Source organism: Sporosarcina aquimarina (assembly GCF_033253705.1).
GTDB classification, from domain to species: Bacteria; Bacillota; Bacilli; order Bacillales_A; family Planococcaceae; genus Sporosarcina; species Sporosarcina aquimarina.
In genome coordinates this window covers 211,654-223,988 of the sequence record NZ_JAUBDH010000002.1, presented here as the reverse complement: position 1 = coordinate 223,988, position 12,335 = coordinate 211,654, and the positions used below count along the sequence as shown (strand labels likewise).

Annotated in this window: 15 protein-coding genes; 11 read left to right on the top strand and 4 right to left on the bottom strand. The window is 41.2% G+C overall.

Features of this window, described 5'->3' with window-relative positions; genetic code table 11:
* The first annotated feature begins 2 nt into the window (after window positions 1-2).
* Window positions 3-227, top strand: a complete 225-nt coding sequence (hfq, locus tag QT716_RS03745; RefSeq protein WP_317934562.1) for an RNA chaperone Hfq — start codon at window positions 3-5, stop codon at window positions 225-227.
* 22 nt (window positions 228-249) lie between these two features.
* Here hfq and QT716_RS03740 read toward each other — a convergent pair whose 3' ends face one another.
* A complete protein-coding gene (locus tag QT716_RS03740) occupies window positions 250-855 on the bottom strand; it encodes a trimeric intracellular cation channel family protein (RefSeq protein ID WP_317934560.1) in 606 nt (201 codons plus the stop codon).
* A 118-nt stretch (window positions 856-973) separates the two neighbouring features.
* Between QT716_RS03740 and QT716_RS03735 the strand changes: the two genes are divergently transcribed.
* Window positions 974-2,239, top strand: a complete 1,266-nt coding sequence (locus QT716_RS03735; RefSeq protein ID WP_317934559.1) for a methionine gamma-lyase family protein — start codon at window positions 974-976, stop codon at window positions 2,237-2,239.
* Window positions 2,240-2,382: 143 nt separating this feature from the next.
* Here the strand turns inward: QT716_RS03735 and lexA are convergent, their stop codons facing one another.
* On the bottom strand, window positions 2,383-3,003 hold the full coding sequence (gene lexA, locus QT716_RS03730; protein WP_317934558.1) for a transcriptional repressor LexA: 621 nt from the start codon (window positions 3,001-3,003) through the stop codon (window positions 2,383-2,385).
* Between the two features lie 187 nt (window positions 3,004-3,190).
* Between lexA and yneA the strand changes: the two genes are divergently transcribed.
* The 6 genes from yneA to QT716_RS03700 all read left to right on the top strand — a co-directional run bounded on the left by yneA (window position 3,191) and on the right by QT716_RS03700 (window position 7,602).
* Window positions 3,191-3,505, top strand: coding sequence for a cell division suppressor protein YneA (gene yneA, locus QT716_RS03725; RefSeq protein ID WP_317934556.1), 315 nt, complete (start codon window positions 3,191-3,193; stop codon window positions 3,503-3,505).
* A gap of 2 nt (window positions 3,506-3,507) precedes the next feature.
* Window positions 3,508-4,164 (top strand): YneB family resolvase-like protein, encoded by a 657-nt coding sequence (locus tag QT716_RS03720; RefSeq protein ID WP_317934554.1) that lies wholly within the window; start codon window positions 3,508-3,510, stop codon window positions 4,162-4,164.
* A 64-nt stretch (window positions 4,165-4,228) separates the two neighbouring features.
* The gene (locus tag QT716_RS03715; RefSeq protein WP_317934553.1) at window positions 4,229-4,462 is read left to right on the top strand and encodes a DUF896 domain-containing protein; all 234 of its coding nucleotides are present in this window, start codon (window positions 4,229-4,231) and stop codon (window positions 4,460-4,462) included.
* Window positions 4,463-4,566: 104 nt separating this feature from the next.
* Window positions 4,567-6,573, top strand: coding sequence for a transketolase (tkt, locus tag QT716_RS03710; protein ID WP_317934552.1), 2,007 nt, complete (start codon window positions 4,567-4,569; stop codon window positions 6,571-6,573).
* A 186-nt stretch (window positions 6,574-6,759) separates the two neighbouring features.
* A complete protein-coding gene (gene sirA / locus QT716_RS03705; protein WP_317934550.1) occupies window positions 6,760-7,206 on the top strand; it encodes a sporulation inhibitor of replication protein SirA in 447 nt (148 codons plus the stop codon).
* A gap of 150 nt (window positions 7,207-7,356) precedes the next feature.
* Window positions 7,357-7,602 carry a YneF family protein gene (locus QT716_RS03700; protein WP_116016511.1) on the top strand — a complete coding sequence of 82 codons (246 nt, stop codon included), beginning with the start codon at window positions 7,357-7,359 and terminating at the stop codon, window positions 7,600-7,602.
* An 83-nt stretch (window positions 7,603-7,685) separates the two neighbouring features.
* On the opposite strand, the gene QT716_RS03695 is transcribed toward QT716_RS03700, so the two are convergent.
* Complete coding sequence (locus QT716_RS03695) at window positions 7,686-8,612, bottom strand: alpha/beta hydrolase (protein ID WP_317934548.1); 927 nt, start codon at window positions 8,610-8,612, stop codon at window positions 7,686-7,688.
* 14 nt (window positions 8,613-8,626) lie between these two features.
* Window positions 8,627-9,529: a hydroxymethylglutaryl-CoA lyase gene (locus QT716_RS03690; RefSeq protein ID WP_317934546.1), complete on the bottom strand. Its 903-nt coding sequence runs from the start codon at window positions 9,527-9,529 to the stop codon at window positions 8,627-8,629.
* A 116-nt stretch (window positions 9,530-9,645) separates the two neighbouring features.
* Between QT716_RS03690 and QT716_RS03685 the strand changes: the two genes are divergently transcribed.
* The 3 genes from QT716_RS03685 to menC all read left to right on the top strand — a co-directional run bounded on the left by QT716_RS03685 (window position 9,646) and on the right by menC (window position 12,275).
* Window positions 9,646-10,830 (top strand): acetyl-CoA C-acetyltransferase, encoded by a 1,185-nt coding sequence (locus QT716_RS03685; protein ID WP_317934545.1) that lies wholly within the window; start codon window positions 9,646-9,648, stop codon window positions 10,828-10,830.
* 22 nt (window positions 10,831-10,852) lie between these two features.
* Window positions 10,853-11,101 carry a DUF3886 domain-containing protein gene (locus QT716_RS03680; RefSeq protein ID WP_317934544.1) on the top strand — a complete coding sequence of 83 codons (249 nt, stop codon included), beginning with the start codon at window positions 10,853-10,855 and terminating at the stop codon, window positions 11,099-11,101.
* Between the two features lie 64 nt (window positions 11,102-11,165).
* On the top strand, window positions 11,166-12,275 hold the full coding sequence (menC, locus tag QT716_RS03675; RefSeq protein ID WP_317934543.1) for an o-succinylbenzoate synthase: 1,110 nt from the start codon (window positions 11,166-11,168) through the stop codon (window positions 12,273-12,275).
* Window positions 12,276-12,335 lie beyond the last annotated feature (60 nt).

The following is a 12,335-nucleotide window of genomic DNA, read 5'->3' as shown; positions in this document are numbered from 1 at the left end:
AAATGTCGAATGCCAACATGCAGGATACATTCCTGAATTCATTGAGAAAGAATAACACGTTTGTAACTGTGTTTTTGACGAACGGGTTCCAATTGAAAGGAATCATTAAGTCATACGATAACTACACAGTACTATTGGAATCCGATAGTAAACAACAGCTGATTTACAAGCATGCAATTTCCACTTATGTGCCATCCAAACCTGTAATTTTAAAAGATGAACAATGAAAAAAGGCCATAACGGCCTTTTTTATTTGCCCAATAATGATCTTTGCGGCAGTTGCCAATGAAACTTTATAGAAAGCATCCTAAGTGCAGCTGTAATAGCCAGCAATAGGTAGAGAGATACATCATGGACATATGTATCGAAACCTACTATGAGACCAGCGAGCGCTGCCCAAACCGCATAGATATCACTTTTAAAAATCAAGGGCTGACGACCAGCTAACAAATCCCGTATAACCCCACCGCCAGCACCCGTGAGAACAGCCGCTGCAACGATAGCAAACATGGACATGTGCATTTCCACTGCCATTAAAGCACCTTGAATGGCGAATGCAGCTAAACCGATGGCGTCAAAATAAGAGCCCCATCGATTCCATGTCTTCAATAGATAACCCGAAAAGAAAAATATGATTCCAATCAATATCGATGCGACTATAAAAAATAACCCTTGTCCCCAAAGGACGGAAACAGGCACACCGATAAATACATTGCGTACAGCACCGCCTCCGAAAGCAGTTACCATCCCCAAAATATATACACCAAACATATCAAAGTCTTCTTCCATCGCAACAATAGCGCCAGATATTGCAAACGCTGCTGTTCCGATTAGACTAAACACATCCCACGTCACTACTAATTTCCTCCATTCAACCTGTTTCTAGTGCACCCTATAGCCTCTGCCGTTTACCGAACTTGTTCTACCTGCTAAAATGAGCAATGAACCTACGAAACAGATTGGAGCATCCTGAATGAGTATACAGCAAATGAACGACAAAATCTTGAATCGAGCAGAAATAGTCGAAACTGAAATTCAACCATATGCTAAGGCCATAGAGCGAATCGCATTGATGAATCAACGCAAAGTATTGTCTGCTTTTAGAAAAAATAAAGTGAGTGATTTTCATTTATCAGGTTCAACCGGTTATGGATATGATGATGCCGGAAGAGAGGTCCTGGAACAATTATATGCCGACGTTTTCGGCGCGGAAGCGAGCCTTGTAAGGGGACAGATTATCTCAGGAACACATGCGATCGCAATTACACTCTTTGGTATTTTGCGCCCGGGTGATGACTTGTTGTATATTACGGGGAAACCATATGACACATTAGAATCGATTGTTTCTGGCGGTGATCAGGACACAGGTTCTTTAAACGATTTCAATATTGGTTACCGGCACGTAGATTTATTGGAAGATGGAAATGTGGATTTTGAAGAAGTTGAGCGTCAAATCTCAAGCAAGACAAAAATAATTGCCATTCAACGGTCGAGAGGGTACGCTGATCGACCATCATTTACTGTGAGTGAAATTAGTAACATGGTAAAACGTATCAAAGCGAATCATCCTGATATTATTATATTTACGGATAACTGCTATGGTGAATTTGTCGAAGAGTTAGAACCGACAAACGTGGGTGTAGATATAATGGCAGGTTCCCTTATTAAGAATCCCGGTGGAGGATTAGCGAGAACGGGCGGCTATATTGCAGGTCGGGCCGATTTAATCGAAAAATGCAGCTATCGTATGACTTCACCCGGACTAGGTGCAGAAGCAGGGGCGTCACTCGATACTTTACGTGAAATGTACCAAGGATTCTTTCTAGCTCCGCATACTGTAAGTCAGGCAGTTAAAGGTGCACAATTCACTGCAGCTATGCTGGAATCATATGGGCTTGTAACATCGCCTCATTTTTCAGCAGTTAGGACAGATTTAATACAATCTGTATCATTTGAGAATGCAGAGCAAATGATTGCTTTCTGTCAAATGATTCAAGCGAGCTCACCAATTGACGCTCACGTCAGCCCGGTTCCCTCCTATATGCCGGGGTATGCAGATGATGTCATCATGGCAGCAGGAACTTTCATCCAAGGTTCTAGCATTGAGTTAACAGCTGACGGCCCGATTCGTCCGCCATTTACAGCGTATGTGCAAGGGGGACTAACATACGAACATGTAAAAGTGGCAATCTTGTCATCAGTAGAAAAACTGATCGAACTTAATTTGATTAAACCTTGAATGCTAAGCTGTACATGAAATTGTAGGCGAATAGCGAAAACTTCACCAGAATTTCATGAGACGCAGGAAAATAAAAAATTATAAACTGAAAAACTGCTTACCCGTTGTTATCAAATACGAGTAAGCAGTTTTTATTTGCAAAGTTAATGTATTGTTCTGTAAACGCCGACTACTTTGCCTAGTATCGAAACGTTTTCAATAATGATGGGGTCCATTGATGAATTTTCAGGCTGTAAACGGAAATAATCTTTTTCCTTAAAGAAGCGTTTTACTGTCGCTTCATCTTCTTCAGTCATCGCTACAACAATTTCTCCGTTACTCGCTGTGTGTTGTTGTTTAACAACTACGCGGTCTCCATCTAAAATCCCAGCTTCAATCATACTCTCTCCAACAATTTCTAACATGAACAAACTATCTTCAGAGGTCCCGAAAGAGTCTGGAATCGGAAAGTATTCTTCGATATTTTCGATAGCAGTAATCGGCATCCCAGCAGTTACTTTACCAACAAGCGGAACATGGAGAACACCTGTTTTTAATTCATCCATTCCATCTTGGTCCAACACTTCAATTGCGCGGGGTTTCGTTGGATCCCTTCGGATAAGCCCTTTACTTTCAAGGCGGGCTAGGTGGCCATGGACGGTTGAGCTGGAAGCAAGACCGACGGCTTCACCAATTTCTCTGACGGAAGGCGGATAGCCTTTTTTTTGTACTTCATCTTTAATGAACGTCAGTATATCTTCTTGTCTTTTGGAGATCTTTTTCACTGTTTTCACCTCTTCACTATTTTTGCAGCGATCGTTGCTCTGCGAAGTGTTTCTATGAAAATAGTATAACAGGTGTTCGTACGTATGGCAAACAAAGGTTCTGATTTTTACTGTTGACATACAAACCCCTGTTCGCATATAATAAAAAACAACAAGCGAACGTATATTCTAAAGGAGGAATTTTAACATGACAATCATCCAAAATAACAAAAATATCATAGCAGCATTTATTCTTTTTGCGGTTTTAACATTCGTCCTTATACAAAAGTTATCAGTTCCACAAGATTATGTTGAAGTGACTATAATAGAAGGGGATACTCTTACACATCTCGCTGAGCGCTACGCAGGTGATATGCCTTCAGAACAATGGATGCGTGAAGTATCTGCGCTAAATAACTTGAATGGTTCCGTCATTGTTGCAGGAGATGATTTAAAACTGCCTGCATATATAGAAGTTGGGCTTGATGATACGCGTTTAGTTTTAGCTGAGGAAGGAGAATAACCATGGGCACGGGAAAGTGTGTTTTATACAGCAGAGTCAGCACAGAGAAAGATACACAAGAATTATCGCTGACCCGGCAGCAGGAAGAACTTTCAAAACTGGCACAAACACTTGGTTTTTCAGTAGCAGAATCTTTTACTGACAAACATAGCGGTTATGAATTGGATCGGGAAGGCTTGCTGGAACTTTTAGATTACGTTAGAGAAGAAACTGTTGAAGCGGTTTTGATTCAAGATGAAACACGTCTTGGAAGAGGAAATGCGCGGGTCGCTGTATTGCACTTGTTTGCAAAAACGAATACGTCCGTATTTACGAACCATGACAGCGGACCGCTCGAATTGAATGAAATGGATTCAATGTTACTTGAAATTCTTGCGATTGTGGAAGAATATCAAAGAAAATTACATAATGCTAAAATTAGAAGAGGCATGAAACGTGCAGTTGAAGCAGGCTATAGACCAGAACGTAACTTACGTAATCAGGGAAATTCTGAGGGGAGAGAAAGGATAGAAACACCTGTTCATGAAATTGTATCTTTACGCGACAAAGGACTTACATTCGAAGAAATCACTTCCGTTTTAAAAGGACTTGGACACAATGTGAGCAAAGCGACTGTCCATAGGCGATACCAAGAATATATTGCAGGGCAAGAAGTCTAATTGGTTGCACTTCTGATCTTTTTTGTTTACGTTCTAATTGACGAACTGTAATGGAGGGAACGTAATGTTGTCTGATGATAAAATGAAACGAATCAATGAACTTGCTAAAAAAGCAAAAACATCAGGGCTTTCAATTGAAGAAGCCAAAGAGCAATCTCAGCTGCGAAGCGAATATTTAAAGACTTTTCGTTCTACAATGAGAGATACCATTGAAAGTGTAAAAGTAATTGACCCGGATGGAAATGACGTAACACCTGAAAAAGTGAAGGATGCTCAAAACAAAAAGTTTTTGAACTAAGCAAGTCACCACTTTAAACCACAGTTTGTATTCCTGTGGTTTTTTCATTACAATGAATGAGGAATCTAGTTAAAAAAAGATAATGCGAAAGGGTGTTTTTACCAATGTCTACCACTACTGATCAATTGGCGATTAATACGATCCGAACATTATCGATCGACGCTATCGAAAAAGCGAATTCAGGTCACCCCGGCCTTCCAATGGGTGCTGCTCCAATGGCCTACGTTTTATGGACACAGCATATGCACCATAACCCATCTAATCCGGCCTGGTTCAACCGTGACCGTTTTGTCTTATCTGCTGGTCATGGCTCTATGCTGCTATACAGCATGCTTCATCTAAGCGGCTATGACTTGCCGATGGAAGAGTTGAAGAATTTCCGTCAATGGGGATCGAAAACTCCAGGGCATCCTGAATATGGCCACACAGCAGGTGTGGAAGCAACGACAGGTCCATTAGGTCAAGGAATTGGAATGGCTGTAGGAATGGCGATGGCAGAAAAGCATCTCGCTTCTACATATAACAAACCAGGTTTTGATATTGTAGACCACTATACGTATGCTTTATGTGGCGATGGCGATTTAATGGAAGGTGTTGCAGCAGAAGCAATCTCACTTGCTGGTCACCTTGAACTCGACAAGTTAATAGTACTTTACGACAGCAATGACATATCTCTGGATGGGGAATTAGATATGTCCTTTACGGAGAAAATTCAAAGCCGTTTTGAATCTTATGGTTGGAATTATATTCATGTTGCTGACGGTAATGATACAAACCATTTATCAGAAGCAATTGAGCAAGCGAAACAAAACACAGGCGGTCCGACGCTTATAGAAGTGAAGACTGTCATTGGATACGGATCACCTAACAAATCTGGGAAATCTGACGCTCATGGTGCACCACTGGGTGAAGATGAAATGAAATTAACAAAAGAAGCTTACAAGTGGACTTTTGAAGAAGACTTCTATGTGCCTGAAGAAGTGTACGAAACATTTAAAACTTCAGTTCAACGACTTGGAGTCGATAGCGAAACCGAATGGAACAAATTACTTGGAGCCTACGAACAAGAACACAGCTATTTAGCTAAACAGCTGAAAAGCGCAATCGAGGGAACTGATACAGCTTCAGTAGAAGCCCAATTACCGGTCTATGAAGCAGGGAAGTCTGTTGCAACGCGTTCTGCATCAGGTGATGCGATAAATGCAATTGCAAAAGCTCTGCCTTCTTTCTTTGGCGGTAGCGCGGATCTTGCAGGTTCGAACAAAACTGCTATCAAAGACGCGGGAGATTTCCTTCCAGGAAGTTTTGAGGGTCGTAATATTTGGTTCGGAGTACGTGAATTTGCAATGGGAGCAGCCTTAAATGGGATGACACTTCACGGCGGTTTAAATGTATTTGGCGGAACTTTCTTCGTGTTTAGTGACTATGTTCGTCCAGCTGTCCGTTTATCTGCATTGATGGGAATACCTGTAACCTATGTGTTTACTCACGATAGCATCGCGGTTGGCGAGGATGGCCCAACACACGAACCAGTGGAACATTTAGCTTCGCTTCGCGCTATGCCGGGATTATCTGTTATTCGACCTGGTGACGCGAATGAAACTTCAGCTGCATGGAACTTAGCTGTAACTTCAACGAATAAACCGACTGTACTCGTACTATCCCGTCAAAACTTGCCAGTCCTGGAGAAATCCGCTGAACTAGCTTCAGATGGTGTAAGTAGAGGAGCATACGTCGTCTCTCCTAGTAAAGGGGAACAGCCGGAAGCAATCTTAATTGCAACAGGTTCTGAAGTTGGACTTGCTGTGGACGCACAAAAAGAGTTAAACAATAAGGGAATCGATGTTTCTGTCGTTTCAATGCCTTCTTGGGATCGTTTTGAAGATCAGGATGCTTCTTATAAAGAGCTGGTTCTTCCTAAAGCTGTCACTACGAGACTTTCAATTGAAATGGGTGCGTCACTTGGCTGGCATAAATATGTCGGCAGCGATGGTGATGTACTTGCGATTGACACATTTGGAGCAAGCGCACCTGGTGATGTCGTTATGAAAGAGTATGGATTCAGTACAGAAAACGTTGTTTCTAAAGTGTCTTCAATGCTAGGTAAATAATTATCATTAGTGCAAGGGCTATTCATAGCCCTTGCTTTTTTTAATGAATTTTTCCGTTTTATTAATATTAACTATTGTAAATCACACTATTTTGACATTTCGACACAATTAGTGGTGTTCTATTCCGCGAAGTGACAGCCTTTTCATAAACAGACCTGTACTATAAATGTAAAGGAGTGGTCATTCATGCGAACTTACGGGATCTATAAAATTAAAGAAACCTACCAGACTTTTGTACTTGGACGGGAACGGCTGCTATATGATTTGTTGAAAGCAGACGGCCGGGATACCCATTTGCAAGAAGTACGTTATTTATGTGACAGATTAGAGATTGAGTCAATTGAAAGTGCGATTATGAATGAATTAGGAAAGAACTTTCATACAGTTGAAGCTGGGGATATGAAATATACGCTTACGCACCCTCTTAAAGGAACGATAGATATCGGTTTTTCAAGTCATGCACTACACGCAGCGTGTCACGGTTCACGTATGCTGGACCTGGATCTGTTCGTGGCTCTCTCAAGTGCAGAAGACCGATATTTTGCGATTATGGATGAGGTTGGAGAGTGGGGCTGGCTAAAGCCAGTGAAGTATGCGTCCACTCTAGTCGAGTCTCAACACGTGCTTGTGTAATTGGCCCAAGTGTTGAATAGCTTGTTTTGGAAAAATGATTACGAAAAAATGAGAATAACCTAACGGAGACATTGCGTACTAGGGTTAGAATGCTGTATAATCCTTCTTGGTGGAAACACTTGGACTATTGCAGTAGGGGAGGTAGTACGTATGACTGTTTGGTGGATTGTTGGAATCATCGTTGCACTCGCAGCGGGGGTTGCACTTGGTTTCTTCTTAGCTCGTCAATATATGATGAAATATTTAAAAGATAACCCGCCGATTAATGAAGATATGCTTCGAATGATGATGATGCAAATGGGGCAGAAACCTTCTCAAAAGAAAATTAATCAAATGATGTCTCAAATGTCAAAAGCGTCTGAAAAAGATGCTAAGAAAAAGAAAGAAAAGCGTTAAACTGTAAATATATTAAGTTTTTATTGCTTTCTTGAATAATTAAAATAACACCCCGTTCAATGTTTCGACATTGAACGGGGTTTTCAATTTAGAAACCCATACTTGCGTAAAAAACGTTTGACTGTCGCCTCATACTCTTCTGGGTTTTCATTAAAAGAACGTGCATGCGCACCTTTTTTGAATAACTTTATAGATTTTGCACCATTTTTTTGTTCATACAATTCCTCAGTCATCTCGGGAAGTATGAAGTCATCTTCTAAACTATGAATAAATAGCATCGGCCGTTCTATATGTGTGATCACTTGCTTCGGAGAAACCAACGATGTGGTGTACCCGTCGCGTAACTTCAGAAAGATATTAGCAATTCGAATTACTTTAGGTGTACGAAGCGGAGTGGTTGTTTTCAGAATATGAAAAACTTGATCTGTAAAATCGGAGAACGGGCAATCTGCTATGTAAAAATCCGATTCTTCAGGATACGTTCCCGCAGTTAGAATCATAGTAGCAGCGCCCATCGATTCCCCATGAATGCCGAGCAATGCCCTGCGTCCAATCCGTTCGCGAATTGCTTGGATAATAGCTTGAAGATCCATCTTTTCATAGTAGCCAAAGCTAGTGGTCTTTCCACCTGACTCTCCATGACGTCTATGATCATATACAACTGAATTGAATCCAAGCCGTTCAAACATACGAGCAAACTTCATTGAATTTATTTTGTTTTCTGTAACACCGTGACAAATAATAACTGTTCGAGTTGTCTCTAGCGGCCTTAAAAAGACGGCGTGAAGAGAGTATCCATTAGGAGATGCGATTTTTAAGGTTGTTTTTGGAATGGCTTCATACCAATGAGCATCGAAACGTCTTGCAATCGATTCACGCTTTAGCACAACTTCCGCGTCTTTAATTTTTAAAAACATCAATCGGTTAGTGGCAATTATCCCAAATGCAGAAATCGCAGCTGTCGCAATAACTGTCACGCCGCTAGCGATTGCAAGAAAGCGCTTTCTCAAAAGAACTCAACTCCTTAGCCCTTTTCGTTTTGATATAGACGATACATACCAGTTTCTATAGGATGTGACACGTGTGGTGCGATTGTATCAATTGCAAGAAATAAGGTATCTAAGTGAATCCCTGTATCTATCTTTAAAGAATTTAGCATATTGACTACATCCTCCGTAGCTACATTACCTGTCGCACCTTTTGCAAAAGGACAGCCACCTAAACCCCCAGCGGACGAATCGAATCGATCGATACCTGCTTGCAGAGAAGCAAAAATGTTAGCAAGTGCCATTTTTCGAGTGTCGTGGAAATGGGCAGTTAACAATACGGATGGGAACGATTGACGAAGTCGAGTGAATAATTCATAGCTTTCCACAGGATTTGCCATTCCGATTGTATCCGCTACACTTAATTCGTCTACACCGAGTGCAACAAACTGTCTGCACAGTTCAATCACTTCATCCACTTCAACTTTTCCTTCGTATGGACAATAGAATGCAGTTGAAATGCATGCTCGAACAAAAACATTTTGTTCTTTAAGTTTTAAAATTACAGGAGTAAGTGCTTCTACACTTTCTGCAGTTGTCCGATTAATATTTTTTTGGTTAAAGGTATTACTAACACCTACGAAAACAGCCAAACTGTTTGCGCCAGCTTCTAATGCGAGTTCAACTCCCTTTGCGTTCGGAGTAAGGGCAATTGAACGTTCCACTAAGTCGGCACGTGTCATGATTTCTTTTGCATCTTTCATTTGGGGAACCCACTTGGGTGAAACAAATGAAGTTAGTTCCATTTCGGTAATGCCTGCTTCTTTTAGTTGCTGGATAAATTTTAATTTCACTTCAGTTTCTACCTGGTTTTTCTCGTTTTGTAATCCGTCTCTTGGTCCTACCTCGATAATTGTCACATCTTTTGGTAAACTGAACATACAATCCCTCCTACATCTTATTCTAACGGACTGTAGCAGATGCAGGCAATTCATATGTGGGAATGTTCAGTATTTCTAATCGGGAAAATGGATAAACACTATTAGGGGGAGTTAAAATGTCTGAACAAATCGTAATTGCAAGTGCTGTAAGAACACCGATAGGATCTTTCTTAGGTGCGTTGAAAGATGTAAGTGCTGTTGAATTAGGGGCGCTCGTCATTAAGGAAGCGGTAAACCGAGCGGGACTGAAAGAGACTGATGTCGATGAAGTCATCATGGGGAATGTACTTCAAGCTGGTCTTGGTCAAAATCCGGCCCGTCAAGCATCTATGAAAGCTGGACTATCCGAACAAGTTCCCGCAATGACAATTAACAAAGTGTGCGGATCAGGTTTAAAAGCAGTACAGCTCGCACGGCAAGCAATTTTATCGGGTGATGCAGAAGTGGTCATTGCAGGTGGTATGGAAAGTATGAGCCAAGCACCCTATGTACTAAACAATGCACGCGGAGGATTTAAAATGGGTGACCAAAAAATGGTGGATACAATGATTTCAGATGGGTTATGGTGTGCTTTTAATGATTATCATATGGGCGTCACCGCTGAAAACCTATGTGATCGCTATGAGCTGACACGTGAAGAACAAGATGAATTCGCAGCGAATTCACAAAGAAAAGCTGCAGCAGCACGTGCTGAAGGGAAGTTTTCGGAAGAAATTGTTCCGGTCGAAATTGCTGTTAGACGGGGTGAGCCTATTATCTTCGATCAGGATGAATATATAAAAGAAGGCACTACTGCAGATAAATTATCTAAGCTGCGTCCTGCTTTCAAAAAAGAAGGCAGTGTCACAGCTGGAAATGCATCAGGTTTGAATGATGGGGCTGCTGCACTTGTCGTGATGTCTAAAACAAAAGCGGATGCTCTTGGAATTGTTCCGCTTGCGGTCATAACTGCCAATGCGAATGCAGGAGTAGATCCTGCGGTAATGGGGATTGGTCCAGTACAAGCGGTGTCAAATGTACTTAAACGTGCAAATTTGAAATTGGAGGACATGGACTTAATTGAAGCGAACGAAGCATTTGCAGCACAATCATTAGCGGTCGACCGGGAGTTGAAATTTGATACTGATAAATTAAACGTAAATGGCGGCGCAATTGCACTTGGGCACCCAATCGGGGCAAGCGGTGCTCGAATTTTAGTTACTTTGTTACACGAAATGCAGCGTCGTGATGCAAAACGTGGTCTCGCCACACTATGTGTAGGCGGAGGCCAAGGAGTTGCAACGATAGTAGAGCGACCTTAACTAGAAAAGAGGAGATCGAACTATGGCGAAAAAAAAACCACAACAGAGACCATCAAGTAAACCAAAAGAAGATGGCTCCCTTCTTTTAGCGGATGCATTAGGGGAAGACGTCTTATCTAAATTAAAAGAAGCAAAACAAAATCTTGCCCAAGAAGAAGCTAAAGCAGAGGAAGCACGTAAAGAAAAACTTAAACGTGAAAAAAAAGAGCGAGAAGCAAATAAGAGTTTTGCAGAACTATTAGATGAATACGATGGCACAACACGAAAATGATGACTTGTAAAACCGCATGTGAAATTCACGTGCGGTTTTCTCGATTAGACAGGAGAAGGATCACGTGAAAATCAGTGAAGTACTCATTCGTAAGCTTGAGATGACCATGAAACAGCCGTTCACAACAAGTTTCGGTACAATGCAAAATCGTAAATTTCTTGTTATTGAAGTAGTGGACGAGTTAGGAAATCACGGCTGGGGGGAAGGTGTAGCATTTGAAATACCTTGGTATACAGAAGAAACTGTAAAAACCTCTCTCCATATCCTTCAAGACTTTCTTATACCGATGTTGAAGGGAAAAACAATTCAACATCCTGATGAGGTAAATAAGATTTTTAAAACAATCCGGAAAAACAATATGGCGAAAGCAGCGATTGAATGTGCTGTTTGGGACTGTTGGGCAAAAAGGAATAACCTATCGCTTACTAAAGCATTGGGCGGAGCCAAATCCGAGATTGACGTTGGAATCAGCATCGGACTTCAGAAAGATTTTGATATACTTGCGAAACGGGTTGAACAAAGTTTACTAACCGGATTTAAAAGAATAAAAGTGAAAATTAAACCAGGAAATGATACAGAACTGCTAAAACAAATCCGTACACGATTTCCAAACGTACCCCTTATGGTGGACGCTAATTCCGCCTATACGCTGGAAGATATGGATTTGCTAAAGAGATTAGATCAATTTAATTTAATGATGATTGAACAGCCGTTAGCTTCAGATGATATTGTCGATCACGCAAAACTCCAAAAAGAGCTCAAGACACCGATTTGCTTAGATGAAAGTATTCTTTCAGCTGAAGATGCACGAAAAGCTATTGAACTAGGCAGCTGTAGAATTATAAACATTAAAATTGGTCGCGTTGGCGGCCTAACAGAAGCGAAACGAATACATGATATTTGTCAAGAATCCGGAATCCCTGTCTGGTGCGGAGGCATGTTAGAAGCGGGAGTTGGAAGAGCGCACAACATTGCCTTAACTTCTCTTCCGAATTTCTCTTTGCCTGGTGATACAGCAGGGTCCAGTTCTTATTGGGAACGAGATATTATTTTTCCTGAAGTGATTGTCGAAAAGGGAGTAATCCCCGTACCAACTTCGATTGGTATTGGTTTCGAAGTTGATATAGACGAGTTGAATAGACATACAACAGACATAGTGAAAATAAAACTTTAAAAAGAGAATATATTTTACATGGTTATGTCCATACTGTTTATAAACAGATATGGAGGAGAG